The following is a 25,429-nucleotide window of genomic DNA, read 5'->3' on the forward strand; positions in this document are numbered from 1 at the left end:
ATCGCAGCAGTGACGAATGTGAAACCGGAGCAGAGGCCCGGCGCGTTACATTCCGGCACGACCGACGTGGGTGGTGATCGCCGCCATCACATCGCACAACGCCGCCGCCCGGGGGTCGACGAACACCTCTTCGAGCAGCAGCCGCCGACCGTCGGGTCCGGCCAGCGGAATCCGCCAGTTGGGGTACTCGTCGGTGGTTCCCGGCTGATTCTGGGTGCGCACCTCGCCGACCGCATCGGCCAGGGACAGCGCCAGCAGTCTCGACGGCGTGCGGCCCAAGTACCGGTACAGCGCCGATACGACCTGATCGGTGTCCGGATCGGACCCCAGCAGGCCGACCCGGCGCAACTCCTCCAACCAGGCCGCCTGCGCGGCACGGTCGGAGGCCAACTCCTGCTCTGCGGGCCGGGTCAGCAGCCCGAGTTGCTCCCGTAACCGGACATGCTCACCGGCCAGGTATCCGGATGTCGGCGGCAGGTCGTGCGTCGTCACCGAGGACAGGCAGTACTCCCGCCACCGTTCGGCCGGCAGCGGGCCGCCTGCCTCGTCGGACTCGAACCACAGGATCGAGGTGCCGAACAGCCCCCGTTCGTGCAGATAGTCACGCACCCACGGTTCGACCGTGCCCAGATCCTCGCCGACCACCAGCGCGCCGGCGCGGTGCGCCTCCAGCGCGATGATCCCGATCATCGCCTCGTGGTCGTAGCGCACATAGGTGCCCTCGGTCGGTGCGGCGCCCTTCGGGATCCACCACAGCCGGAACATCCCGATGATGTGGTCGATACGCACCCCGCCGGCATGCCGCAGCGCCATGTTGACCACTGCCCGGAACGGCTCGTACGCCTGCTCGGCGAGACGATCCGGCCGCCACGGCGGCTGTGACCAGTCCTGCCCGAGCTGGTTGAACTCGTCCGGCGGCGCACCGGCTGAGACCCCGAGCGCCAGCACGTCCTGCAGCGACCAGGCGTCGGCGCCGTCGGGATCGACCCCGACCGCCAGGTCGCTCATGACGCCGAGCGCCATCCCGGCCTGAACGGCCGTGGCCTGCGCCGCGGTGAGCTGGTCGTCGAGCACCCACTGCAGCCAGCGATGGAAGTCGACGGCGTGCGCGTTTGCCGTGGCGAACGCGGCAACCTCCGGAGCATCCGGATGCCGCAGCGCGTGGGGCCAGTCGTGCCAGTCGGCGCCGTATTGCTCGGCCAGCGCACACCAGATCGCGAAATCCTCCAGGCTGCGCCCCTGCCGGGCGCGGTAGGCGGCGTAGGCCACCTCGCGTCCCGTCGAGCGCTCGACCCGGTACACCTCTTCCAGCGCGGCGCGTTTGGCCAGCCAGGCCGCATCGCGGTCGATGGTCGCGTGGCGGTCGGCGCGCTTGTTGAGCGCCAGGCGTGACCCACGGAGCCGGCCGCGGTGACGGACCGCGGCGAACTCCGGGATCGCCTCGACCCGAAGGTAGAGCGGATTGCCGAAGCGCCGGGAGGTGGGCAGATACGGCGAGGGTTCCATCGGGGCGGTGGGGGCAGCCGCATGCAGCGGGTTGACCAGGACAAAGCCCGCGCCATGCGCGGCCGCCGACCACACGGCGAGATCGGTCAGGTCGGTGAGATCGCCTGTGCCCCAAGAATTTTGCGAACGGATGCTGTAGAGCTGGACGGCCAGGCCCCAGGCTCGCCGCCGGCCCAGCCGCGACGGCGGTTCCAGGGTGGCCGGCGAGATCACCACCGGGGTCTCGGTATGAGACCCGTCGACCCGCAGCCGCAGCCGGTGATAGCCCAGCGGGAGGTCGGCGGGCAGCTCGAACGTGGCCTCACCGATCAGGCGGTCCCCGAGGTCGTACGGGGGCCGGTTGTTCTCGAGCTGCCGCAGGCCGCTGCGTTCGGTGCCGTCCTCGAGCAGCAGCGTGAGCTCCACCGGATCGCCGTGCGTGACGTGCACCCAGAAACTCGACGCCACCGTCGCGCGGCCCAGCACGATGGGCGGCAGGCTGCGCTGCCAGTACTGCCGGTCGTGGGCGGTCAGGGAATCGATGCGATCGGCTTCTGTACCGGCCGCAACGCCGAGGGCTTCCAGCACGGCCACCAGCGTCGATTCCGCGACGCTGGTGCGCCGGCCGGTCCAGTCGTCGAACTCAGGGGCCACGCCGTAGCGGCGGGCCAGCTCCAGCAGGGCCGATGACGGAGAGGTCATGCGGTCAATCTTGGTGCCACGGACGCGATCGTGTCAGTCGACATCGCGGGCCAGCAGGTCCTGCCAAGTGTCACGGCGCACCACCAGCCGGGCAGTTCCGTTGTGCGCGAATACAACCGGAACCCGTCGGGCACCGTTGTACTGATTGGACATGGTGTAGCAGTACGCCCCGGTGACCGGGACCGCGAGCAGATCGCCGACCTTCGGCTCCCGCAGGGCCACGGCGTCGACCAGCTGATCGCCGGACTCACAGTGCCTCCCGACGACGCTGACCGTCTCGCCGCCGCCCACCCGGTCGGCGATGGTGGCCTCGAAGCGCTGCCCAGTCAGTGACACCTCGAGGTTGTCACCCATCCCGCCATCCACCGCCACGTGGGTGATCACCCCGCGCTTGACGGTGGTCACGCGGTACAGCGTGCAGGCGTTGGTCGCCACCATGCTGCGACCGGGCTCGACGATGATCCGGCTCTCCGATGGCAGCAGCGCGCGGGCCTGGGCCACCATCGCCTCGGCGTAGTCGTCCAGGCCGGGCGGATGCTCGTCGTAGGTGTAGCGCGCCCCGAGCCCGCCACCGAGGTCGTAGACCTCGAACGTGCCGAGCGCCGCGATCGGTGCCACCGCCGCGGCCAACTGTTCGACATTGAGCAACTGCGATCCGACGTGGGTGTGCACCCCGTCCAGGCGCAGCCGCGGGCTGGCTTCGATGCGGGCGATCGCGGCCCGTGCGTCCTCGGGCATCAGGCCGAACTTTGCGCCCGCATGGCCGGTGGCCTGCGAGGCATGGGTGGCGGCCGCGACGCCCGGGATCACCCGGACCAGACACGGTTGGCGGCGCCCGGCGGGCACGATGCGCTCGAGCCGGTCGATGTCGTCGAAATTGTCGACGACCACCAGGCCCACGCCATGCCCGACGGCCAGCGTGAGCTCCTCGTCGGTCTTGGCGTTGCCATGCAGCACCAGCCGGCCCGGGTCAGCGCCGGCCTTGATCGCCGACAGGATTTCGCCTCCGCCAGCGACATCGAGGTGTAGTCCCTCCTGCGCCATGACGCGTTGAACGGCGGTGCACGGGAAGGCCTTCGAGGCGAATGCCACATCGCTGCGCGGCCAGCGGCCACGGAACGCGGAGAGGTAGTCGCGGGCCCGCTGCCGCAGCGCGCCCTCGTCCACCACGATCGCCGGTGTGCCGAACTCCTCGGCGATGGCGTCCAGCCGGCAACCGCCGACGATCAAGGTGCCATCGGCGTCCTGCTGCGTTCCGGGCGGGAAGAGCCGGACCAGATCCTCGGTGGCGGTGTCGCGGTGGATCGTCACCGGTTCAGCGTGCCACTGGCGAGAGGAGTACGAGCCTGGTTACTCTGTCTGTAACGATCCTTACAGACGGGATTTCGCATGACGACCCCAGCCACGAAACGACAACAACAGGGCGCGGACTCGCGGGAGCAGATCCTCGATGCCACCGAGCGGCTGATGGCCACCCGCGGCTACGCCGCGACGTCGATCAGCGAGATCCGCAACGCCTGTGGACTGCCGGCCAGCTCCATCTACTGGCATTTCGGATCCAAGGACGGTGTCCTGGCCGCGGTGATGGCGCGCGGGGCCGAACGCTTCTTCGCGGCGATACCGAGCGACGGCAGTATCGACGAACAACTGGGCGTCCTGGCCGAACTGCAGGCACAACACCCCGAGTTCCTGCGGATCCTCTACCTGCTGTCCCTGGAGCGCAGCGACGATCCGACGGTCACACAGGTGGTGCGCCAGGTGCGCGACACCGCGCTCACCCGGTTCTCCGGTGCCGTCCGGCAGCTGCTGCCCACCGGCCTCCCTCCACGCCGCGCCGATCGGATGGTCGCCGAACTCACCGCATTCGCCGTCGCGCAATCCGACGGCGTGTTCTTCGCCAACCACCTCGAGCCCGACGACACCGACGTGGCGCGCATGTACCGAAGGCTGTGGCAAGCCGTCACCGCCCTGGTCCCGATACTCCTGGAGGAGGAGCAGTGACCGACAAGACCGCGATCATCACGGGCGCCAACACCGGGCTGGGATTCGAAACCGCACGGGCACTCCTGGCGTCCGATCCCGCGTGGCATGTGGTGCTGGCCGTACGCGATGCCGCACGTGGAGACGACGCCGTGGCGCGCCTCGGCCACCCCGGACGCGTCACGGTCAGTGCCCTGGACCTGGCGTCGCTGGCCTCGGTGCGCGACTTCGCCGACCGGCTGCCGACGCTGGATGTACCGCCGGTGAAAGCCGTGGTGTGCAACGCCGGGTTGCAGTTGGTCGCCGGTTCTCAGACGACGGCCGACGGCTACGAAATGACGTTCGGCGTCAACCATCTCGGGCATTTCGCCCTGGTGCGGCAGCTGCGCGAACACCTGACCACGCCGGCGCGCATCGTCGTGGTCAGCAGCGGCACCCACGATCCCGACAAGTTCACCGGGATGCCTGCGCCGCGCTACACCTCGGCCGAGGCACTGCTGCGCCCCCCGCCGGGCGGTCTGACCGGCGAGGAGGGCCGTCGTCGCTACACGACTTCCAAGCTGTGCAACGTGCTGTTCTGCCATGAACTGGACCGGCGGCTGGAACAGGGTGCTCGCGGGGTCACCGTCAATGCGTTCGACCCGGGCCTGATGCCCGGTTCGGGGCTCGCCCGGGACTACTCACGCGCTCAACGATTGGCGTGGCGCCTGCTGATGCCGGCCCTGCGGCTGTTGCCGAACGTGAACAGCACGCAGCGCTCGGGAGCCCATCTCGCCAAGCTGGTCACCGATCCGGCCCTCGACGGCGTCACCGGGGCGTACTTCGAAGGGCGCCGCCAGATCCGGTCCTCCCACGATTCGTACGACATGGCCAAGGCTGCCGACCTGTGGCAGGTCAGCGAACGGCTGGTGTCGGCGGTCCGTTAGTCCGCCAGGCGCGCAGTAGTGTCGGCTCAGTGGTATCCGGACCGGCCTCACCCGCGCGCGACACCGTCGCGTTGCGCCGGGCCCGCATCGCGGTCGGGGCGCTGTTCCTGACCAACGGCGCGATCTTCGCCAATCTGCTGCCGCGCTATCCCGAGATCAAAACCGACCTGCACCTGAGCAATGCGATGTACGGAGCTGCCGTGGCCTCGTTCTCCGGCGGGGCGCTGGTTGCGGGATTGACCGCGGCCACATTGATCCGACGGTTCCGCAGCGCGCGCGTCGCGGTGATCGGGACGGTCGCCCTGGCCTCGTTCGTCATCGTGGCCGGTGTCGCGGGCACACCCTTGTTGCTCGCCGCGGCCCTGTTTCTGGCCGGGTCCTGCGACGCGGTGGTCGACGTCGCACAGAACGCACACGGGCTGCGGCTGCAGCGCGCACTCGGCCGCTCGATCATCAACTCGTTGCACGCGGTGTGGGCCGCGGGCGCGATCCTCGGCGGACTCACCGGTGCCGCCGCGATCGCGCTGGGCATCCCGCGCGGACTCCACCTCTCGGTGGTCGGAGTGGCATTGAGTGTGGTGGCGCTGGGCGCCTACCGCTACCTACTGCCCGGCCCTGACCATGACGACCACCCGGCAGCACGCGCAGCGGCGGGGACCCGGGCCGGACCGCGGGTGGTGGCCCTCGTGCTGGCCGGGGTGCTGCCGCGGCGGCCGGTCCCCGATTCAGTGCGCCGGTGTGACGCCGGCGAGCTCGATCGTGAACACACCTGACACGATCAACGCGATGCCGAGCAGCATCACCGGGGTCAGCGGCTCCTTGAACAGAAACCTCGCGATCACGGCGACCAGGGCGACGCCGCACGCGGTCCAGATGCCGTAGGCGATTCCGACCGGCACCCCCAACGACAGGGCCAGCCACAGCAGGTAGAACGACATCACATAACCCGCGACCACCGGTACCACCCACACCTTGCGGCGGAAACCGTCCGATGCCCGCAGGGCGAGCGTGGCGAGCACCTCGACCAGGATCGCCCCGGCCAGCGCCAGCCACATCATGATTCGGCCCTACGCGGGTGGGACCCGAGCTCGACCAGCAGCACACCCGCGATGATCAAACCGATGCCGGCCACGATCGGCCAGGTGAACGGGTCACCGAACAACACCGCGGCCAGCACCGCCGTCGCCGCCGTACCCAGCGCACCCCAGATGCCGTAGGCCACGCCGACCGGCATCCCTGCGCGCAGCACCAGGGTCAACAACGCGAAAGCGGCCAGGTAGCCGGACACCACCAGCACGAGCCAGCCCGCATGGTCCTGGGACGCGCGAAGCGACAGTGTCGCGGTGACTTCGGTGGCGACGGCCGCAATCAACAACGCCCACGTCCGCACCCGACAAACCTATCCGAGCGCCGTGCGGCGGGTGAGTACCGTGGGGGAGTTCGCCCCGCATCCCCCGAGGAGCCCGCATGACCGACCCGACACCCGCCCCGGCCAGGGGCGGGCCGGTCGTCGACACCGCGTACGGCCCGGTCCGTGGAACCGACGACGGGGCCGTCAAACAGTGGCTGGGAATCCGCTACGCCGCCGCGCCGGTCGGGGAATTGCGGTGGAGGTCACCGCAACCGCCTGTGCACCGGCAGGAGATCGCCGACGCGACCGGAGCCGGACCGGTGTGCCCGCAGATCACCGATCCCCGGCTACCGCTCGATCTCGGCGGCCGCCAAGGAGAGGACAGCCTGGTCCTCAACGTCTGGGCGCCGAGTGGAACCGAAGCGGGCGACGCCAAACCGGTCATGGTGTGGGTGCACGGCGGCGCCTATGTCCTGGGCTCGGGAAGCCAGCCGCTCTACGACGGGGCAGTCCTGGCCGCCGACGGTGATGTCCTGGTGGTCACCATCAACTACCGGCTCGGCCCGTTCGGCTTCCTGGACCTGTCCGAGTTCAACGGGCGCCCCGGCGCGAAGGGACTGCGATTCGACACCAACCTGGGGCTGCGCGACGTGCTGGCGGCATTGCACTGGGTACGCGACAACATCGCCGGATTCGGCGGCGACCCGCAGCGGGTGACCCTGTTCGGCGAGTCGGCCGGCGGCGGGATCGTCACCACCCTGCTGGCCAGCCCGGCCGCCGAGGGGTTGTTCAGCGCGGCGATCGCGCAGAGCTCCCCGGCGACATCGGTCTACGACGCCGAACGGTCCCGGGGCGTGGCCGCCCAGTTCCTCGAGCGCCTGGGCGTCGAACGCGACGACATCGGGCGCCTCTCCGCTGCGCCGGTGCCCAGCATCCTGGCGGCGGCCAAGGGGGTGTTCGACGCGGTTCCGAGCCAGAGCCCGGGCCTGCTGGCCTTTGCGCCGATCGTCGACGGCGATGTGGTCCCGGACTATCCGGTGGCCGCAGCGCGGGACGGGCGCACCCATCCGGTGCCGCTGATCATCGGGACCAACGAACACGAGGCCACGGTGTTTCGCTGGATGAAGTCACCGCTGATGCCGATCACCCCTGGCGCGCTGCGGTCCATGTTCGCCGCGATCGTGGCCGAGCAGCCTGGTCTGCAACTGCCGACCGAGGCCCAGATCACCTCGGCCTACGCGGGTCTGCGGCCCAAGGCGATCGGGTTGGGCATGGCGCGCGACATCGGATTCCGCATGCCGACACTGTGGTTCGCCGAGGGGCACAGCGCCGTCGCCCCGGTGCACCTGTACCGCTTCGACTTCACCACCCCGATGCTGCGGCTGCTGCGGCTCGGCGCCGCCCACGCCACTGAGCTGCCGTACGTATGGGGCAATCTCGTTGCGGGGCCGAAAGATCCGACCTTCAAGCTCGGTGGGCTCAAGCACGGGCGCGCGGTGTCGGAGCGGGTGCGCCGCCGGTGGGCCAACTTCGCCACCACCGGTCAACCCTCGGGTGCGCTCGGAGAGCCGGTGTGGCGGCCGTACCGTCGCGAAGACCGGGCCACCCTGGTGATCGACAAACAGGACAAGACCGTCGCCGACCTGGACCGCGATCTGCACGCGGCCTGGGGAAGCCAGATCCTCAACTTCCGCTGACCCGGAGAAGTGACATGGACATGATCAGGTCCGTTCTGGACTTCCTGCCGCCGCCTATGCGGGACCCGGTGTTCTTCGCGATCCCGTTCTTCCTGGTGCTGTTGACCGTTGAATGGGTTGCTGCCAGGCGCCTGGAGCACGTCGAATCCCAACGGGCGCCCGCGGGCGCATTCAACACGCGCGATGCCTGGGCGAGTATCTCGATGGGGTTGGTGTCGATCCTCACCACCGCAGGCTGGAAGCTTCTGGCGCTGTTCGGTTACGCCGCCATCTACGCGTACCTGGCGCCGTGGCATCTGCCCGGAAATCGCTGGTACACCTGGGTGATCGCGATCGTCGGGGTGGATCTGCTGTTCTACGCCTACCACCGGGTGGCGCACCGGGTGCGGTTGATCTGGGCGACGCATCAGGCCCATCACTCCAGCGAGTACTACAACTTCGCCACCGCGCTGCGGCAGAAATGGAACAACAGCGGCGAGATCCTGGCCTGGATTCCGTTGCCGCTGCTCGGCGTCCCGCCATGGCTGGTGTTCGCCAGCTTCTCGCTGAACCTGGTCTATCAATTCTGGGTGCACACCGAACGTGTTGGAAAACTTTGGCGGCCAATCGAATTCATCTTCAACACACCGTCGCATCACCGTGTGCACCACGGGCGCGACCAGCTGTACCTCGACCGCAACTACGGCGGCATCCTGATCATCTGGGACCGGCTGTTCGGCACGTTCCAGCCCGAGGTGTTCCGGCCGCACTACGGGCTGACCAAGCCGGTGAACACGTTCAACATCTGGAAGTTGCAGACCCACGAATATGTGGCGATCGCTCGCGACGTGCGACGGGCCGCCCGGCTGCGTGACCGGCTTGGCTACATCTTCGGCCCGCCGGGTTGGCAACCCGCGGCGGTTCCCGAATCGCAACCGGTCGGCTAGCCGCTTTTGCCCGAGGGGCGACAATTATTGGCCGCCATGGGAATTGACGCGCCTCACTATTCGAACCGGGCCGATTTGCGACACGCCGAATCCCGGTGTTTCCCAGTGTTTGCGTGACGTTTGAATTCGGGCCGAGCCGAATAGCACCAAAGCAAACGCCGAATCAGTAAGGTCGTCTGAACCGGGTGCACAACCCGGATCATGGTTCAGAAAGGGGCAATGCGTGGGAGACACACTGACCGAAGGACAGAAGCTGGAGAAGGGCGGGTCGCTCACCTCCAACAACGGCGCGTACACGCTGACGTTGCAGGATGACGGCAACCTCGTGTTGGAGGCACGCGGCCAAGCGGTCTGGTCGACTTCCACCAACGGCCAGGACGTCGTGCGGGCGGAGGTGCAGACCGACGGCAACTTCGTCCTGTACACGTCCGAGAAGCCGGTGTGGCACACCGACACCAAGGGCAAGAAGGACGTCAAGCTCGTTCTCCAGGACGACCGCAACCTGGTGCTCTACGCCGCGGACGGGCCCGCGTGGTCCTCCAAGACCGAGACCTCCGAGCCGCCGCCACCGGCACCCGAGGCTGCCGCGCCCGAGCCCGAGGTGGCGCCGGCCGCTGTGGAAGAGCCCGCCCCCCCCGCCGGCACCTGAGCCGCGGACCTACACCGTGGTCTCCGGTGACACCCTGTGGGCGATCGCCGAGCGGTTCTACGGCGACGGCAACAAGTACCAGCAGATCGCCGATGCCAGCGGCATCGCCAATCCTGACCTGATTCACCCTGGCCAGGTCTTGACGATTCCCTGACCTGATCAGATGTACGGCCCGGACCGCCATGGTCCGGGCCGTCGTCGTTTTCTGGCATCGATCTGGGTACTCCCGGTAACGAAGTAGCCGTGTGATCGATATTGATGTCAGTAGAGTGACGTTTAACACGTCCGTGTAACGAGGGAGGCCGGCCGTGCAGAGGTGGCTTGGTGGGGTGATGCGGACGCTGGCCGGGGTTCCCGTGGTCGGGCTGTTGGTGTGTCAGGCACCGGTGGCCGCCGCGGCGGGTTCGCTGGTGTATCCCGGCATGGAGATCCGGCAGGGCACCAACCTGTGCACGCTGGGCTTCGTGGACACGGTGAGCCGGGTGGCGTTCACCGCCGGGCATTGTCGCGGTGCCGGGCCGGTCGGCGACCGGGACGGCAATTTCATCGGGCACCTGGGGTCTTTCCGGGACAACACTCCCGACGGTGCCACCGTCGACACCAACCACATGATCTCCGATTGGGAGACCATCCAATTGGCCGGCGACGTCGTGGTGAACAACATCCTGCCGGGCGGGCGGATGCTGGTGGACGACCCCGCGGTGTTGCCGACACCGGGCGCGCCCGTCTGCCACTTCGGTGTGGTCACCGGCGAGAGCTGCGGCACGATCGAGGCGGTCAACAACGGCTGGTTCACCATGGCCAACGGTGTGGTCAGCCAGAAGGGCGATTCCGGTGGCCCGGTCTACGTGATCACGCCCGACGGACGCGCTGCCATCGTCGGAATGTTCAACAGCACATGGGGTAACTTTCCGGCCGCCGTATCCTGGCAGAACACCAGTGGGCAGGCCCGCGGTGCTGCCGGCCCGTTCGCCGGCGAGGTGTCCAATCTGGTAGGGCAGCCCTGACCGATCTGAACCGGACGCCCGAGGACAGGTACCACGGCATCGGTGAATCGCAGAACTAGAACACGTTCTAGCTTTCCCGTCTGGCGGGCGATATTCTCATGGCGATGTTTGATCAGACACCTGTCCAGATCGCCTGGGTGACCACCGACCTGGACGCCACCGAACAGGCGCTCACCAGCCTGTTGGGGGCCCGCAAGTGGGTGCGGATGCCCGCGGTCCACTTCAGCCCCGAGACCTGCAGCTATCGCGGCCGGCCCGCCGATTTCGTGGCCGACATTTCGCTGAGCTACGCGGGTGACACCCAACTCGAGCTCATCGCACCCGTGAGCGGCGAGAGCGTCTACACCGAGTTCCTGGACCGGCACGGGGCGGGCCTGCACCACATCTGCATCGAGGCGGCCGACCGAGAGGCGTTCGACGCGAAACTGCGCGACGCCGAAAGCGAGGGGACACCGGCCGTCTGTCATGGCGAGATGCCGGGAGGCATGAAATTCGCCTACCTGTCGGCCGCCGCGGCCGGGGTGCCGTATCTGGAGATCGCTTACATTCCGCCCGAGATCCGGGCGTTCTTCGAGTATGTGAAACAGGAGCAGCAGTGAAGGAAATCCCCGAGGTCGTCGAGGCTGCGGACGTCGAATCCTGGTCCGACGAATTCGACGTCGTGGTGATCGGGTTCGGCATCGCCGGCGGCTGCGCAGCGGTCAGCGCCGCGGCACAGGGCGCCCGCGTCCTGGTGTTGGAGAAGGCCGCGGCGGCCGGCGGCACCACCGCGATGGCCGGCGGGCACTTCTACCTCGGCGGCGGCACCGCCGTGCAGGAGGCGACCGGACACCCCGATACGCCCGACGAGATGTACAAGTACCTCGTCGCCGTCTCCCGCGAACCCGACCTGGACAAGATCCGGGCCTACTGCGACGGCAGCGTCGAGCACTTCAATTGGCTTGAGGCACTGGGCTTCGAGTTCGAGCGCAGCTTCTACCCGGGCAAGGTCGTGGTGCCGCCCGGCACCGAGGGGCTGTCCTACACGGGCAACGAGAAAGTGTGGCCGTTCACCGAGAAGGCCAAGCCGGCTCCGCGCGGGCACTCGGTGCCGGTGCCGGGGGAGCTCGGCGGCGCCGCGATGGTGATCGATCTCCTGCTGAAACGCGCTGAGACGCTGGGCGTCACGATCCGCTACGAGGTCGGGGCCACCAACCTGATCGTCGAGGGCGGTGACGACGCCCGCACGGTGGTCGGGGTGAAGTGGAAGCACTTCGGCGAAACCGGTTGTATCAAGGCGAAATCCGTCATCATCACCGCCGGTGGCTTCGCGATGAACCCTGAGATGGTCGCCGAATACACCCCGGCGCTGGGGAAGAAGCGCCGGACCAAGCACCACGGCGAAGTCGAGCCATACATCCTGGGCAACCCCAACGACGACGGCCTCGGCATCCGGATGGGGGTGGCAGCCGGCGGCGTGGCCAACGGCATGGATCAGCTGTTCATCACCGCCGCGGCCTACCCCCCGGAGATCCTGTTGACCGGGGTCATCGTCAACAACCAGGGGCAACGCTTCGTCACCGAGGACTCCTACCACTCACGCACCTCGGCGTTCGTGCTGCAGCAGCCGGATCAGCAGGCATACCTCATCGTGGACGAGGCGCACATGGAGATGCCCGCCATGCCGCTGATCCAGTTCATCGACGGCTACGAGACCATCGCCGAAGCCGAAGAGGCACTGGGCATTCCGGCCGGAAACCTGGCGGCCACCCTCGACCGCTACAACAAGAACGCGGCCAACGGCGAGGATCCCGACTTCCACAAGCAACCCGAGTACATCGCCGCGCAGGACACGGGTCCCTATGCGGCCTTCGACCTGTCGCTCGGCGTCGCCATGTACTCGGGCTTCACCATGGGCGGGCTGACCGTGTCGATAGACGGCGAGGTACTGCGGGCGGACGGCAGCGTCATCACCGGCCTCTATGCAGCGGGTGCCTGTGCGTCCAACATCGCCCAGGACGGCCAGGGATATGCCAGCGGCGTGCAGCTCGGCGAAGGGTCCTTCTTCGGGCGCCGTGCCGGAACCCACGCGGCGGCGCGCTAGCCGACGGGCGTGAGCTCCCAACGACCGTCGCCGAGCAGTTCCAGGCGACGGTCGTGGAGCCGGTTGACGCTGTCGCGGTGGCTGATGCTGACCACGATGCAGTCAGGCAGCTGCGTGCGCAGCGTCGTGTACAACGCGTGCTGCTGACCGGCGTCGAGTGCCGAGGTGGCCTCGTCGAGGAACACCGCCGACGGTTTGGCCAGCAGCACCCGGGCGAACGCGATCCGCTGTTGCTCGCCGGGGGACAACACCTTTCCCCAATCGGCTTCCTCGTCCAGCCGGGAGGCCAGATTCCCCAGTGCGACAGCATCGAGCGTGGACCGGATCTCGTCGTCGCCGTAGGCGCCCGACGGTGATGGGTAGCAGACCACCGTCCGCAGATCGCCCAGTGGGGCGTAGGGCAGCTGGGACAGGAACATCACCCCGCCCTGCTCGGGATAACGCACCGTGCCCGATCCGTACGGCCAGAGCCGCGCCAGGCTGCGCAGCAGCGTCGTCTTCCCGGTACCGGACGGCCCGGTGATGACCAACGAATCCCCGGGCGCCAGCTGCATGTCCAGGTCGTGCAGAAGAAGCATGCCCTCGGGAGAGCGCACTTCGACGTCCTCGAGTTCGACGCCGCCGTTGGTGCTCACCCCGGTGTCCAATCGCGGTAGCGCCCTTGCCTGTTCGTTCGCCGTGACAAGACCGTCGAGGCGGATGACGGCGGCCCGGTACCCGGCGAACGCGTCGTACACCGAGCGGAAGAAACTCAACGAGCTCTGCACCCGACTGAACGCGCTCGCCGACTGCAGGACGTCGCCGTACGTCAGCTGGCCCGCGAACAACCGCGGCGCCTGGATGACCAGCGGAAGCGGCTCGATGATCTGATTGATGGACCGGTTCCAACCGAGGAACGCCACGCCGCGCAGGACGAGCCTGCGGTAGTTCGCGATCACCTTGGCGAATCGATCTGCCAGCGTGGCGCGTTCGGTGCGTTCGCCGTGATAGAAGCCGACCGCTTCGGCGCCGTCCCGGACCCGCACGAGTGCGTACCGGAATGCGGCGTTGGTGAGCGAGTTCCGGAATGTCAGGCGGATGATCGGCCGGCCGATCCAGATCGCCACGATCGTCGTGATCAACACCCACAGCAGCGCGATCCAGAACAACGCCTTCGGCACCGTGATTCCCAGAAACGTCAAGGGACCGGCCAGATTCCACAGGATCGGCGTGAACGCGACGACCGAGACGATCGAATACACCGATCCGAACAGCAGTGTCTGTGCGGTGGCCACGGTCGGCGTATTGGTCTCCGGGCCGGTGCCGGTGGTGAACACGTCGATGTCCTGCTGGATGCGCTGATCCGGGTTGTCGATCGGGATACCGCCGAACCCGCCGATGAACCGGCCGCGATAGTAGGCCCGTTGATCGAGCCAGTCACCGGTCAGCCGGTTGGTGAGCCACACCCGCCAGCGAACGATGAAGTACTGCATCAGATACAGGTCGAGCAAGGTGCGGGTGATGTCGGCCGCCATCAACATCGCGAAGATCAGGATCGACTGCCAGAAACCCTCGATCCCGGAGCGGCGCACCGCTTCATTGCCCGACCCCGCGCCGGAGAACGCCACCTGCAGCGCCGTGGTCTGGTCGTTGAGGTAGTAGCTGAACAACACGTCCATGCGCACCGAGAGCATCACGGAGAACAGCAGCACACCGAGCAGTGCCCACACCGGAATACTCTGGCGCCCAATGAAATAACCACTGGTGACGCGCCAGAACTGACGACCCCACGTGGTGAGACGGGCCAGCACGGCCCCCACCGCCACCAGCGCCACCGCGCCGATCGCCCACGCCTTGAGGACCCAGAAGATCGACGCCAGGATCTCGTTGCCCCAGTCCAGTGACTGGGTGAACATCTCCATACCCCCGGAAGTTACCGGGAATCACCGCCTGATCAGCGTTGCTTGACGAGGTCGGCCGCGTCGTCCTCGACCTCGCCGAGCGACCAGCGTCCCTCGCCGTGCAGCTGCAGATGCTTCTCGTGGTGCTGGCCCACGGTGCTGCGGTGGGTGACGCTGACCAAGATGGTCTCCGGCAGCTCGGCCCGCACCAGCGCGTACATCGAGTACTCCAGACCCTCGTCGAGCGCGGAGGTGGACTCGTCGAAGAACACCGCGCGCGGCCGGGTCAGCAGGATTCGCGCGAACGCGATCCGCTGTTGCTCACCGGGGGAGAGCACCTTGGCCCAGTCGGCCACCTCGGACAGCCGCTGCGAGCACTGCGGCAGGGACACCTTCTGCAGTGCCGCGTGCAGTTCCTCGTCCGGGATGCTGCCCGGCTCGGCGGGGTAGGAGACCACGGCGCGCAGATCGCCGAGCGGCACGTACGGCATCTGCGACAGGAACATCGTCTCGTTGGCGTCCACCGGATAACGGAAGGTCCCGGTGGCGTACGGCCACAGCTGCGCCAGGCTGCGTAGCAGCGTGGTCTTTCCGGCGCCGGACCTGCCGGTCACGATCAGGGTGTCGCCACAGTCCAGTCGCAGGTCCAGGTTGTTCACCAGCGGCTCGCCGGCCGGGGTACGCACCTCGACCGCCTCGAGCTCGACCAGGCAGTCCTTGCTCGGCTCGACCGTCAGCTCGGGCAGGTCGCGGGCCTGCTCGTTGGCCACCACCAAGCCGTGCAGACGCAGGATCGACGCCCGCCACCCGGCGAAGGCGTCGTAGGAGTTACGGAAGAAGGACAGGGAGTTCTGGATGCTCGTGAACGCCGACGACGTCTGCGTCACCGCGCCGAGCTTGATCTCACCGGCGAACAACCGCGGCGCCTGCAGCAGCCAGGGGAGCGGGACGATGATCTGGCTGATCGACAGGTTCCAGCCGTAGAACTTGACCGAGCGGTTGATGAAGCGGCGGTAGTTGGACACCACCGGTTCGAAACGCTGCCGCAGCTGCAGCCGCTCGGCGATCTCGCCGCGGTAGAACGCCACCGCCTCGGCGGCGTCACGCAACCGCACCAGGGCATAACGGAACGCGGCGTTGTACTTCTCGTTGTCGAACGTGAGCCGGATCAACGGATGACCGATCCAGAACGCCACGATGCTGGCGATCAGCACGTAGAGGATCCCGATCCAGAACATGGCCCGGGGCATCGTGATTCCGAACAGCGTGAGGTTGCCGGACAGGTTCCACAGGATCACGGTGAACGAAACGACCGACGCCACCGCATCGATCGCGCCGAACAACAGCGTGCTCTTGCTGAGATTGTTCGGATTGTTCGGCAACGGCCCCACACCGGCGGTGAAGATGTCGATGTCGGACTGGATACGTTGATCGGGGTTGTCGATCGTGTCGTCGATGAACCGGGTGCGGTAGTAGGCCTTGCCGTCGAGCCAGTCCCCGGTGAGCCGATCGGTCAGCCAGGCGCGCCAGGCCAGCATGAACCGCTGCATGATGAACAGGTCGAGCATGACCCGGACCACATGCAGCACGGCCAGGAAACAGAAGATGGCCAGCGCCGTCCAGAAGCCGGTGACGCCGGACTGCTTGACCTGCTCATTGCCGGCGGCCAAACCCTGACTGGCCACCTGGACACCGGTCATCATGTCGCTGCCCTGATAGCTGAAGAGCACGTCGAGCCGCACACCGACGATGACCGACAGCAGGATCGTGCCCAGCCACAGCCAGACCTTGCCGCAGCCCGGGCCCACGAAATAGGCGCCGGTGATACGCCAGAACTGTCGTCCCCACTGGGTCACCAGACCGACCACCGTGAGTACGGCCAGCGTGCCGACCGCGGCGATACCCCAGGCGATACCGATCCACCTGAGCGAGGCGATCAGCTCATCGCCCCAGTCGAGTGTCGGGCTGAACATGTCCATGCGGGCAAAGTACCCCCAACAACCGGTGCCAGCCTCGTGGGACGTCTCCAGGCGTGGCCCCGCCGATCCCGTCCGGGGTCACACTCAAAGGCATCCGCCGCGTCCGCGTACCGTGAACATGTGCCGAAGACGTCCAACGCCAAACCGGGCCGTGTGAGCAGCAAGTTCTGGAAGCTATTGGGGGCCAGCACCGAGCGGAACGAGGCCCGGTCGCTCTCAGAGGTCAAGGGTGCGGCCGGATTCGAGGACAAGGCTGCCAAACTCGATGACGAGCAGCTCACCAAAGCCGCCAAGCTGCTCGAACTGAAGGATTTGGCCGCGTCCGCGGACATGCCTCAGTTCCTGGCGCTGGCCCGGGAAGCCGCCGACCGGACGACCGGTCTGCGGCCCTTTGATGTGCAGCTGCTCGCCGCCCTGCGCATGCTCGCCGGCGATGTCGTCGAGATGGCCACCGGCGAGGGCAAGACCCTGGCCGGGGCGATCGCGGCGGCGGGCTACGCGATCGGCGGCCGGCACGTCCACGTCATCACGATCAACGACTACCTGGCCCGTCGTGACGCCGAGTGGATGACCCCGCTGCTGGAGGCGATGGGGCTCTCGGTCGGCTGGATCACCGCCGACTCCACCGCCGAACAGCGTCGCACGGCCTACGAGTGCGATGTCACCTACGCCTCGGTCAACGAGATCGGGTTCGACGTCTTGCGTGACCAGCTGGTCACCGATGTCGCCGACCTGGTCTCACCGAACCCCGACGTGGCACTCATCGACGAGGCCGACTCGGTGCTCGTGGACGAGGCGCTGGTCCCGCTGGTCCTGGCCGGCACCAGCCATCGCGAACAGCCGCGCGTCGAGATCATCCGGATGGTCGGCGACCTCATCAGCGGACCCGGTTCCGACGAGAATTTCGCGACCGACGACGACAACCGCAACGTGCACCTCACCGAGGCCGGAGCCCGCAAGCTGGAATCGCGCCTTGGCAACATCGACCTGTACTCCGAGGAGCACGTCGCCACCACCCTCACCGAGGTCAACGTGGCGCTGCACGCGCATGTGCTGCTGCAGCGCGACGTGCACTACATCGTGCGTGACGGTGCGGTCCACCTGATCAACGCGTCGCGCGGGCGCATCGCCTCGCTGCAGCGATGGCCGGACGGCCTGCAGGCCGCGGTGGAGGCCAAAGAGGGCATCGAGACCACCGAGACCGGCGAGGTGCTCGACACGATCACGGTCCAGGCGCTGGTCAACCGGTATCCGACGGTGTGTGGCATGACCGGCACCGCGCTGGCCGCCGGCGAGCAGCTGCGCCAGTTCTACAAGCTCGGGGTGTCGCCGATCCCGCCGAACAAGCCGAACATCCGCGAGGACGAGACGGACCGGGTGTACCTCACCGAGGCGGCCAAGAACCACGCCATCGTCGAGCACATCGCCGACGTGCACGCGACCGGCCAGCCGGTGCTGGTCGGCACCCACGACGTCGCCGAGTCCGAAGACCTGCACCGCAGGCTGGTCAAGGCCGGGGTTCCCGCCGTCGTGCTCAACGCCAAGAACGACGCCGAAGAAGCGGCCGTGATCGCCGAGGCGGGCAAGCTGGGCTCGGTGACGGTGTCCACCCAGATGGCCGGCCGTGGCACCGACATCCGGCTGGGCGGATCCGAGGTCGGCGACGACTCGCCGGAGAAGGAGAAGGTGGCCGAGCTCGGCGGGCTGCATGTCGTGGGCACCGGACGGCACCACACCGAACGACTGGACAACCAGCTGCGCGGGCGCGCCGGGCGTCAGGGCGACCCCGGCTCGACGGTGTTCTTCTCCAGCTGGGAGGACGAGGTGGTGGCGTCGCACCTCGACGACACCAAACTGCCCACCGAAACCGACGACGACGGCCGGATCATCGCGCCCAAGGCGGCGGGTCTGCTCGACCACGCCCAGCGCGTCGCCGAGGGCAGGCTGCTCGACGTGCACGCCAACACCTGGCGCTACAACCAGCTGATCGCCCAGCAGCGCGCCATCATCGTGGACCGCCGCGAGACACTGCTGCGTACCGATACCGCCCGCCAGGAGCTTCAGGCCCGGTCCCCGGAGCGCTACGCCAAACTGGCCGAGGAGCTGGGTGAGGACGGCGAGGAGAAGCTGGAGAAGATCTGCCGGCTGATCATGCTGTACCACCTGGACCGGGGCTGGTGTGACCACCTGGCCTTCCTCGCCGACATCCGGGAGAGCATCCACCTGCGGGCCCTGGGCCGCCAGAACCCGCTCGACGAGTTCCACCGGATGGCCGTGGACGCGTTCGCCTCGCTGGCTGCCGATGCCATCGAGGCCGCCCAGCAGACCTTCGACACGGCGGACTCGATCGAGGACGAGCCGGGAATCGACCTGTCCAAGCTCGCGCGGCCGACGTCGACGTGGACGTACATGGTTCACGACAACCCGCTCAACGACGACACCATGTCGGCGCTGAGCCTGCCGGGTGTGTTCCGCTAAGTTTTAGGCATGGACCACGCGCCTGCTCCCGAGGGCAGGAGCGCACCGGCGCCGACTGCCCGCGATCGGGTGCTGACCGTGCCCAACGCGCTCAGTGTGTTGCGCCTGGTGTTGGTGCCGGTGTTCCTGTGGCTGCTGTTCGGGCTGCACGCCAACGGCTGGGCCGTCGCGGTGCTGATGTTCAGCGGCTTCTCCGACTGGGCCGACGGCAAGATCGCGCGCCTGGTGGACAATCAGTCGTCGCGGCTCGGCGAACTGCTCGATCCACTCGTGGACCGCATCTACATGGTCACCGTGCCGGTCGCCCTGGCGTTGTACGGCGTGGTGCCGTGGTGGCTGGTGCTGACCCTGCTCGGCCGCGATGCGCTGCTCGCCGCCACGCTGCCGCTGCTGCGCAGCCGGGGATTGACCGCGCTACCGGTGACGTATCTGGGTAAGGCCGCCACCTTCGCGCTGATGTCGGGCTTCCCGTGGGTACTGCTCGGCCAGTGGGACGCGACGTGGAGCCGGGTGGCGCTGGCCTGCGGATGGGCCTTCCTGCTGTGGGGCGTGGCGCTGTACCTGTGGTCAGCGGTGCTGTACCTGATCCAGGTGACGATGGTGGTGCGACAACTCCCGCCGCGGTCATGAGCACCCTGGGCGGCTACGAGTCGGGGGCCGGCCTCAACGACCACGAGGCCCACGCACCCAAGCGCATTCCGCTGCCCTCGCTCCTGAGGTCGTTGTTGTCAGAGCATCTCGACCCCGGATATGCCGCGGCCGCCGCGGCACGCGAGGCCGGTGACCGGCCGCGCCCGGTCAGGCCCAGACGGCCGCCCCGGCCGCCCGGGAAGCCCAGCACACCCTGTCCGGGCGGGTGCGTGCGGCTCAGATCGGCGCGGACAAGGCCAGTTCCGAGCGCGACGCGCTGGTGGACCAGGTGGACGCCGAGCGGCGGAGCCGGCTCGGTATGGACGAGAACGGTCAGCAGCTGCTGGGCAGTCTGGATACGGCCAACATCGAGGCCGCGGCGGTTCCGATGATCGGTCCCGGGCTCACCGTCACGGTCACCGATCCCGGCCTGTCCAAAGATCTGAGCGATGTGTCCAAACAGCGGGTGGCCGGGGGTCAGCAGATCATCCTCGACCGGGATCTGCAGCTGGTGGTGAATTCGCTGTGGGCCAGTGGGGCAGAGGCGGTTTCGGTGGGTGGCGTGCGGGTCGGCTCCGGTGTCACCATCCGTCAGGCCGGCGGCGGAATTCTGGTGGACAACCAGCCGATCACGAGTCCGTATGTCATTGTGGCGATCGGACCGCCGAAGGGGATGGCCGACACGTTCGATCGCACTCCGGGTCTGCAGCGGCTGCGGCTGTTGGAGACGTCGTACGGGGTCGGGGTGAATGTGAGCGCGGGCGACGGTCTGACCGTGCCCGCGGTGTCGGTACGAGATGTCAACTTCGCCAAACAGATTGGATAGGCCTGACGTGCACAGGATTGACCGTTAGATGATCGGGATCGTCGCACTGGTCGTCGGGATCGTACTCGGGTTGGTGTTCCACCCGAGCGTCCCCGAGTTCGTCGAGCCCTACCTTCCGATCGCCGTGGTGGCGGCACTCGATGCGGTCTTCGGCGGGTTGCGGGCCTATCTGGAGCGGATATTCGACGCCAAGGTGTTCGTGGTGTCGTTCGTGTTCAACGTGTTGGTGGCCGCCTTGATCGTCTACGTCGGCGATCAGCTGGGCGTCGGTACCCAGTTGTCGACGGCGATCATCGTGGTCCTCGGTATCCGCATCTTCGGTAACGCCGCCGCGTTGCGGCGCAGGTTGTTCGGCGCCTGACATGAGCGAACCCGAGTCCAAATCCCAGGCCGAGCCGGACGAACCCGCCGGTGCTGCCGAGCCGGACCAGTCCGAGGCCCCACCGGCAGCCGAGCCCGAGACTCGGCCCGAGGCCGAACCCGAACACCAGCCCGACCACCACGGCGAGCACCACGGCCGCCACGAGATGCCGGCGGATGTCTCGCCGCGCCGGTTCCGGAATCTGCGGATCGTCCAGCGCAGCCGATCGCAGCTCGTGTTCGGCGGTCTGGGGGTGCTGTTGTGCATTCTGCTGGGTATGGCGATCGTCACGCAGGTTCGCCAGAACGAGTCAGGAGATTCGCTGGAGACCGCGCGGCCGGCAGACCTGCTGGTGCTCCTGGATTCCCTGCAGCAACGTGAAGGCTCGCTCAATACCGAGGTGGCCGACCTGCAGCGGACCCTGCAGCAGCTGCAGGCCTCGGGCAGCAGCGATCAGGCCGCGATCGAGAATGCCCAGTCGCGGCTGGAAGCGCTGTCCATCCAGATCGGGACCGTGGCCGCGACGGGTCCCGGAGTGACGCTCACCATAGAAGACAACGCGCCCGGGGTGCCCGCCGAGACGATGCTCGATGTGATCAACGAGTTGCGGGCGGCCGGGGCCGAGGCCATTGAGATTCGCGGCGGCGATCAGGCGTCCGCGGTACGGGTGGGCCTCGACACCTGGATCATCGGTGCACCAGGCGCACTCACGGTCGACGACGTGACCCTGCGGCCGCCGTATTCGGTTCTGGCGATTGGGGATCCGCCGACACTGGCCGCCGCGATGAACATTCCCGGCGGGGCAATGGACAGTGTCAAGCGCGTCGGCGGCACGATGGTGGTACAACAAGCCGAGCGTGTCGACGTCACCGCCTTGCGGCAACCGAAACCACGCCAATACGCTCAGCCCGTCAAGTGAGCAGCAACCAACACCTCCAGACCAAAGGAGCGCCGTGAGCGAGATCCCAGCCGACCTCTACTACACCTCGGAACACGAGTGGGTATTGCGTACCGGTGACGACACGGTGCGCGTCGGCATCACCGATTACGCGCAGTCCGCGCTGGGCGACGTGGTGTTCGTCCAACTGCCCGACGTCGGGGCCCAGCTGGCCGCAGGCGATGCGTTCGGCGAGGTCGAGTCGACCAAGTCGGTGTCGGACCTGTACGCCCCGGTCGCAGCGAAAGTCGTTGCGGTCAACGGTGATCTGGACGGCAGCCCGCAGCTGGTCAATTCCGACCCCTACGGCGAAGGCTGGCTGGTCGATCTGCGCCTCGAGGAGGGCACCCTGGAGGACGCCCTGGGCGGTTTGCTCGACGCGGACGGCTACCGCGCCGCCGTAACCGAGTAACGAGTTGTTAGGGTTTCGAGGGCCGGTCGCCGAGACCGGTTGGGCCGTGCCCGGCGCGCAGATATCTCCCCATCGGATCCGGCGGTGGTGGACCCAATGATGCCTGATGCGCGGTACGGTCGACGTGAGACCGACGATGGGCTGGGGCCACGCCGGGCAACGCCACAGCAGCCAGTGAGGAGCAGCGGGTGACGGACAAGGACAGCAATTTGGGGGCCGACCAGTCGGAAGACGTGACGGTGGAGACCACATCGGTTTTCCGCGCGGATTTCTTGAACGAACTGGATGCGCCCGCAACGGCCGGTACCGAAGGCGCCGTTTCCGGTGTCGAGGGCCTGCCCGCGGGTTCGGCATTGCTCGTCGTCAAGCGCGGACCGAACGCCGGATCGCGTTTCCTGCTCGATCAGCCGACCACGTCGGCGGGGCGTCACCCGGACAGCGATATCTTCCTCGATGACGTCACGGTGAGCCGCCGGCACGCCGAGTTCCGGTTGGAGAGCGGCGAGTTCCAGGTTGTCGACGTCGGCAGCCTCAACGGCACGTACGTGAACCGCGAGCCGGTCGATTCGGCCGTACTCGCCAACGGTGACGAGGTGCAGATCGGGAAGTTCCGCCTGGTGTTCCTCACCGGACCTCGGTCTGACGACGACAGCGGCTCCGCCAGCTAGCCGATGACTGCCCCCGACACACCTGCGCTGGCCGGGATGTCGATCGGCGCAGTGCTCGACCTGCTGCGGGGCGACTTTCCGGATGTCAGCATCTCCAAGATCCGGTTCCTCGAGGCAGAGGGGCTGATCACGCCGCAGCGCACCGCGTCGGGGTACCGGCGGTTCACTGCCTACGACTGTGCGCGGCTGCGGTTCATCCTGACCGCGCAGCGTGACCAGTACCTGCCGTTGAAAGTGATCAAGGCTCAGCTGGACGCCCAACCCGACGGAGAGTTGCCACAGGCAGGATCCGCGTACGGGGTGCCGCGTTTGGTGCCGGTATCCGAGCGTGGTGACCACGGAGGCGACGTGGCGGACGGTGCCGCTGGTATTTCGGGGGTGGCACCGACCCAGGTCCGGCTGTCCCGCGAAGACCTGCTGTCCCGGTCGGGGATCGACGAGGAGATGCTGGGAGCTCTGCTCCGCAACGGCATCATCACCGCCGGGCCCGCCGGGTTTTTCGACGAACATTCCGTGGTGATCGCCCAGTGTGCGCGCGCCCTGGGTGACTACGGTGTCGAGCCCCGGCATCTGCGGGCGTTCCGCTCCGCGGCGGACCGGCAATCCGACCTGATCGCCCAGATCGCGGGCCCAGTCGGCAAGGCGGGCAAGGCCGGAGCCCGCGACCGTGCTGATGACCTGGCCCGTGAAGTGGCGGCCTTGGCGATCACGTTGCACACGTCACTGATCAAGTCCGCCGTACGCGACGTTCTGGATCGCTGAGGACTAGACTCGTTTTGACGGCCAGTTCGTCTAAGTCGGGACCCCTGGCGATCAGGTATTGGCGGACTGCGCGACGGACGAAGATTCGACGAAACGGCACGGCGGTGCGGAGGGCAGGCACAGATGGCTGAGGTTCGCGTGGTCGGCATTCGGGTGGAACAGCCGCAGAACCAGCCCGTGTTGCTTTTGCGGGAGTCCAACGGTGACCGCTACCTGCCGATCTGGATCGGGCAGTCGGAGGCGGCTGCGATCGCACTGGAACAGCAGGGCGTCGAACCGGCCCGGCCTCTCACCCATGACCTCATCCGAGATGTCATTGCCGCCCTTGGGCATTCCCTCAAAGAGGTGCGGATCGTCGACCTGCAGGAAGGCACCTTCTACGCCGACCTGATCTTCGACCGCGACATCAAGGTGTCGGCCAGGCCTTCGGATTCGGTGGCGATCGCGCTGCGCGTCGGCGTGCCGATCTACGTGGAGGAGGCGGTGCTGGCCGAGGCCGGCCTGCTGATTCCAGACGAGAACGACGAAGAGGCGGCCGGCACCGTCCGTGAGGACGAGGTGGAGAAGTTCAAGGAGTTCCTGGACAGCGTCTCCCCGGACGACTTCAAGGCCACATGATCGTCGCCCGCGCCCTGCAGATCACGGATGCGTCTCAAGTAGGCATACCGGGGTCAACACGCGGCGCGGGAGTCAATCGGGCGCGAATTCGGGCGCCATACTTTCTCTGCAGCGGGCAATCAGGGCCCGGTGGGAAGCGTATGCTCGACACATTCGAGCTCACAGCAAACCGCCGCGGCAGAAATTGCTGCGGTGCAGGACATAGCAGTACGGTGCGGGCGAGTTCGATCGGCGAGAGGATTCACAGTGGGTGACACGCCACGGCAGGAAGAGTTGGATCTGACCACCGGGAGCGGCGCGGAGCCGCCTGTCAGGCCCGTTGGCGAACCCGTGCAGGGCGGGCTGTTCCCCGACGATTCCGTGCCGGACGAACTGGTCGGCTACCGCGGTCCCAGTGCCTGCCAGATCGCCGGCATCACCTACCGGCAGCTCGATTACTGGGCCCGTACGTCACTGGTGGTTCCCTCCATCCGCGGCGCGGCCGGTTCGGGTAGCCAGCGCCTCTACTCGTTCAAGGACGTGCTGGTCCTCAAGATCGTCAAGCGCCTGCTGGACACCGGTATCTCGCTGCACAACATCCGGGTCGCCGTCGACCACCTGCGCCAGCGCGGGGTACAGGATCTGGCCAACATCACCCTGTTCTCCGACGGCACCACGGTCTACGAGTGCACCTCGGCCGAAGAGGTCGTCGACCTGCTGCAGGGCGGTCAGGGCGTGTTCGGCATCGCGGTATCCGGCGCGATGCGCGAGCTGACCGGCACCATCGCCGACTTCCCGGGCGAGCGCGCCGACGGCGGCGAGTCGATCGCATCACCCGAGGACGAGCTCGCCTCCCGTCGCAAAAGCCGCGACCGCAAGATCGGCTGAATCGCTCTCACCAACAGACACCTAGGTACCCCACATCAGGCGATGTGGGGTATCTGCGCGTCTGTTCGCGAACCGGTTGAAGCCCGGTAAGATGACGGACGCATCGCCCTCGTGCGGGAGAGTTTCGTGACAGCCAGCCACGGACGCCGAAGGAGCAATACCTCTCCGTCAACCTCTCAGGCACCCAGGACCGCGCCAGGCCCCG

At 67.5% G+C, this 25,429-nt stretch carries 22 protein-coding genes, 3 pseudogenes and 1 riboswitch; of the genes and pseudogenes, 19 read left to right on the forward strand and 6 right to left on the reverse strand.

Features of this window, described 5'->3' with window-relative positions; translation table 11 throughout:
* Positions 1-45: 45 nt before the first annotated feature.
* Positions 46-2,187: a 4-alpha-glucanotransferase gene (gene malQ / locus BN2156_RS04665; protein ID WP_090510756.1), complete on the reverse strand. Its 2,142-nt coding sequence runs from the start codon at positions 2,185-2,187 to the stop codon at positions 46-48.
* Positions 2,188-2,220: 33 nt separating this feature from the next.
* Complete coding sequence (gene lysA, locus BN2156_RS04670; protein ID WP_090510758.1) at positions 2,221-3,498, reverse strand: diaminopimelate decarboxylase; 1,278 nt, start codon at positions 3,496-3,498, stop codon at positions 2,221-2,223.
* Between the two features lie 78 nt (positions 3,499-3,576).
* Between lysA and BN2156_RS04675 the strand changes: the two genes are divergently transcribed.
* The 3 genes and pseudogenes from BN2156_RS04675 to BN2156_RS04685 all read left to right on the forward strand — a co-directional run.
* Complete coding sequence (locus tag BN2156_RS04675; protein WP_090510760.1) at positions 3,577-4,188, forward strand: TetR/AcrR family transcriptional regulator; 612 nt, start codon at positions 3,577-3,579, stop codon at positions 4,186-4,188.
* Complete coding sequence (locus BN2156_RS04680) at positions 4,185-5,093, forward strand: SDR family NAD(P)-dependent oxidoreductase (RefSeq protein ID WP_090510764.1); 909 nt, start codon at positions 4,185-4,187, stop codon at positions 5,091-5,093. Before BN2156_RS04675 ends, BN2156_RS04680 begins: the two co-directional genes overlap by 4 nt.
* Positions 5,094-5,122: 29 nt before the next feature.
* A pseudogene (locus BN2156_RS04685) lies at positions 5,123-5,797 on the forward strand (MFS transporter); the annotation flags it as partial.
* A gap of 21 nt (positions 5,798-5,818) precedes the next feature.
* On the opposite strand, the gene BN2156_RS04690 reads toward BN2156_RS04685, so the two are convergent.
* Both BN2156_RS04690 and BN2156_RS04695 read right to left on the reverse strand, forming a co-directional pair.
* Positions 5,819-6,148 (reverse strand): DMT family transporter, encoded by a 330-nt coding sequence (locus BN2156_RS04690; RefSeq protein ID WP_162490818.1) that lies wholly within the window; start codon positions 6,146-6,148, stop codon positions 5,819-5,821.
* Positions 6,148-6,483, reverse strand: a complete 336-nt coding sequence (locus BN2156_RS04695) for a DMT family transporter (RefSeq protein ID WP_090510768.1) — start codon at positions 6,481-6,483, stop codon at positions 6,148-6,150. The genes BN2156_RS04690 and BN2156_RS04695 overlap by 1 nt, the downstream gene beginning before the upstream one ends.
* 77 nt (positions 6,484-6,560) lie before the next feature.
* Between BN2156_RS04695 and BN2156_RS04700 the strand changes: the two genes are divergently transcribed.
* The 6 genes and pseudogenes from BN2156_RS04700 (at position 6,561) to BN2156_RS04725 (ending at position 12,806) form a co-directional block, all read left to right on the forward strand.
* The gene (locus BN2156_RS04700) at positions 6,561-8,141 is read left to right on the forward strand and encodes a carboxylesterase/lipase family protein (protein ID WP_090510771.1); all 1,581 of its coding nucleotides are present in this window, start codon (positions 6,561-6,563) and stop codon (positions 8,139-8,141) included.
* 14 nt (positions 8,142-8,155) lie between these two features.
* Positions 8,156-9,067: a sterol desaturase family protein gene (locus tag BN2156_RS04705; RefSeq protein ID WP_090510774.1), complete on the forward strand. Its 912-nt coding sequence runs from the start codon at positions 8,156-8,158 to the stop codon at positions 9,065-9,067.
* A 223-nt stretch (positions 9,068-9,290) separates the two neighbouring features.
* Positions 9,291-9,870: pseudogene (locus BN2156_RS04710) on the forward strand (LysM peptidoglycan-binding domain-containing protein).
* Between the two features lie 178 nt (positions 9,871-10,048).
* A complete protein-coding gene (locus BN2156_RS04715; protein ID WP_090510776.1) occupies positions 10,049-10,723 on the forward strand; it encodes an Rv1815 family serine proteinase in 675 nt (224 codons plus the stop codon).
* A 104-nt stretch (positions 10,724-10,827) separates the two neighbouring features.
* Positions 10,828-11,322, forward strand: a complete 495-nt coding sequence (locus tag BN2156_RS04720; RefSeq protein ID WP_090515479.1) for a VOC family protein — start codon at positions 10,828-10,830, stop codon at positions 11,320-11,322.
* The gene (locus BN2156_RS04725; protein WP_090510779.1) at positions 11,319-12,806 is read left to right on the forward strand and encodes an FAD-binding protein; all 1,488 of its coding nucleotides are present in this window, start codon (positions 11,319-11,321) and stop codon (positions 12,804-12,806) included. The genes BN2156_RS04720 and BN2156_RS04725 overlap by 4 nt, the downstream gene beginning before the upstream one ends.
* Here the strand turns inward: BN2156_RS04725 and BN2156_RS04730 are convergent.
* Positions 12,803-14,707 carry an ABC transporter ATP-binding protein/permease gene (locus tag BN2156_RS04730; RefSeq protein WP_090510781.1) on the reverse strand — a complete coding sequence of 635 codons (1,905 nt, stop codon included), beginning with the start codon at positions 14,705-14,707 and terminating at the stop codon, positions 12,803-12,805. The genes BN2156_RS04725 and BN2156_RS04730 overlap by 4 nt on opposite strands.
* Before the next feature lie 32 nt (positions 14,708-14,739).
* Positions 14,740-16,665: an ABC transporter ATP-binding protein/permease gene (locus BN2156_RS04735; protein ID WP_090510783.1), complete on the reverse strand. Its 1,926-nt coding sequence runs from the start codon at positions 16,663-16,665 to the stop codon at positions 14,740-14,742.
* Positions 16,666-16,785: 120 nt separating this feature from the next.
* Here BN2156_RS04735 and secA2 point away from each other — a divergent pair, with 120 nt between their 5' ends.
* From secA2 to BN2156_RS04785, 10 genes and pseudogenes are all read left to right on the forward strand, one after another.
* Positions 16,786-19,143, forward strand: a complete 2,358-nt coding sequence (gene secA2 / locus BN2156_RS04740) for an accessory Sec system translocase SecA2 (protein ID WP_090510785.1) — start codon at positions 16,786-16,788, stop codon at positions 19,141-19,143.
* A 9-nt stretch (positions 19,144-19,152) separates the two neighbouring features.
* Positions 19,153-19,773, forward strand: coding sequence for a CDP-alcohol phosphatidyltransferase family protein (locus BN2156_RS04745; RefSeq protein ID WP_090510788.1), 621 nt, complete (start codon positions 19,153-19,155; stop codon positions 19,771-19,773).
* Positions 19,770-20,599: pseudogene (locus BN2156_RS04750) on the forward strand (DUF881 domain-containing protein). The gene BN2156_RS04745 and the pseudogene BN2156_RS04750 overlap by 4 nt, the downstream one beginning before the upstream one ends.
* 28 nt (positions 20,600-20,627) lie before the next feature.
* Complete coding sequence (locus tag BN2156_RS04755; RefSeq protein ID WP_003882035.1) at positions 20,628-20,960, forward strand: small basic family protein; 333 nt, start codon at positions 20,628-20,630, stop codon at positions 20,958-20,960.
* Positions 20,961-21,126: 166 nt separating this feature from the next.
* Positions 21,127-21,879, forward strand: a complete 753-nt coding sequence (locus BN2156_RS04760; RefSeq protein WP_090515481.1) for a DUF881 domain-containing protein — start codon at positions 21,127-21,129, stop codon at positions 21,877-21,879.
* Between the two features lie 34 nt (positions 21,880-21,913).
* Complete coding sequence (gene gcvH / locus BN2156_RS04765; RefSeq protein ID WP_090510791.1) at positions 21,914-22,309, forward strand: glycine cleavage system protein GcvH; 396 nt, start codon at positions 21,914-21,916, stop codon at positions 22,307-22,309.
* A gap of 188 nt (positions 22,310-22,497) precedes the next feature.
* Positions 22,498-22,977, forward strand: a complete 480-nt coding sequence (gene garA / locus BN2156_RS04770) for a glycogen accumulation regulator GarA (protein WP_090510794.1) — start codon at positions 22,498-22,500, stop codon at positions 22,975-22,977.
* Between the two features lie 3 nt (positions 22,978-22,980).
* The gene (ftsR, locus tag BN2156_RS04775; RefSeq protein WP_090510797.1) at positions 22,981-23,739 is read left to right on the forward strand and encodes a transcriptional regulator FtsR; all 759 of its coding nucleotides are present in this window, start codon (positions 22,981-22,983) and stop codon (positions 23,737-23,739) included.
* A 123-nt stretch (positions 23,740-23,862) separates the two neighbouring features.
* Positions 23,863-24,357 carry a bifunctional nuclease family protein gene (locus BN2156_RS04780; RefSeq protein WP_003882030.1) on the forward strand — a complete coding sequence of 165 codons (495 nt, stop codon included), beginning with the start codon at positions 23,863-23,865 and terminating at the stop codon, positions 24,355-24,357.
* Between the two features lie 246 nt (positions 24,358-24,603).
* Entirely contained in the window at positions 24,604-25,224 is a 621-nt protein-coding gene (locus BN2156_RS04785) for a MerR family transcriptional regulator (protein ID WP_090510802.1), read from the forward strand.
* A gap of 104 nt (positions 25,225-25,328) precedes the next feature.
* A riboswitch (glycine riboswitch) is annotated at positions 25,329-25,427 on the forward strand.
* Positions 25,428-25,429: the final 2 nt, after the last annotated feature.

It is taken from the genome of Mycolicibacterium neworleansense (genome assembly GCF_001245615.1).
Lineage (GTDB): Bacteria > Actinomycetota > Actinomycetes > Mycobacteriales > Mycobacteriaceae > Mycobacterium > Mycobacterium neworleansense.

What these genes read in the sequence shown, in the direction of transcription:
- malQ (WP_090510756.1), bottom strand. Translation starts at nt 2,187, where the DNA reads ATGACCTCTCCGTCATCGGCCCTGCTGGAGCTGGCCCGCCGCTACGGC.
- BN2156_RS04675 (WP_090510760.1), top strand. Translation starts at nt 3,577, where the DNA reads ATGACGACCCCAGCCACGAAACGACAACAACAGGGCGCGGACTCGCGG.
- BN2156_RS04690 (WP_162490818.1), bottom strand. Translation starts at nt 6,148, where the DNA reads ATGTGGCTGGCGCTGGCCGGGGCGATCCTGGTCGAGGTGCTCGCCACG.
- BN2156_RS04700 (WP_090510771.1), top strand. Translation starts at nt 6,561, where the DNA reads ATGACCGACCCGACACCCGCCCCGGCCAGGGGCGGGCCGGTCGTCGAC.
- BN2156_RS04705 (WP_090510774.1), top strand. Translation starts at nt 8,156, where the DNA reads ATGGACATGATCAGGTCCGTTCTGGACTTCCTGCCGCCGCCTATGCGG.
- BN2156_RS04715 (WP_090510776.1), top strand. Translation starts at nt 10,049, where the DNA reads ATGCGGACGCTGGCCGGGGTTCCCGTGGTCGGGCTGTTGGTGTGTCAG.
- BN2156_RS04720 (WP_090515479.1), top strand. Translation starts at nt 10,828, where the DNA reads ATGTTTGATCAGACACCTGTCCAGATCGCCTGGGTGACCACCGACCTG.
- BN2156_RS04730 (WP_090510781.1), bottom strand. Translation starts at nt 14,707, where the DNA reads ATGGAGATGTTCACCCAGTCACTGGACTGGGGCAACGAGATCCTGGCG.
- BN2156_RS04735 (WP_090510783.1), bottom strand. Translation starts at nt 16,665, where the DNA reads ATGGACATGTTCAGCCCGACACTCGACTGGGGCGATGAGCTGATCGCC.
- BN2156_RS04745 (WP_090510788.1), top strand. Translation starts at nt 19,153, where the DNA reads ATGGACCACGCGCCTGCTCCCGAGGGCAGGAGCGCACCGGCGCCGACT.
- BN2156_RS04755 (WP_003882035.1), top strand. Translation starts at nt 20,628, where the DNA reads ATGATCGGGATCGTCGCACTGGTCGTCGGGATCGTACTCGGGTTGGTG.
- BN2156_RS04760 (WP_090515481.1), top strand. Translation starts at nt 21,127, where the DNA reads ATGCCGGCGGATGTCTCGCCGCGCCGGTTCCGGAATCTGCGGATCGTC.
- ftsR (WP_090510797.1), top strand. Translation starts at nt 22,981, where the DNA reads ATGACTGCCCCCGACACACCTGCGCTGGCCGGGATGTCGATCGGCGCA.
- BN2156_RS04780 (WP_003882030.1), top strand. Translation starts at nt 23,863, where the DNA reads ATGGCTGAGGTTCGCGTGGTCGGCATTCGGGTGGAACAGCCGCAGAAC.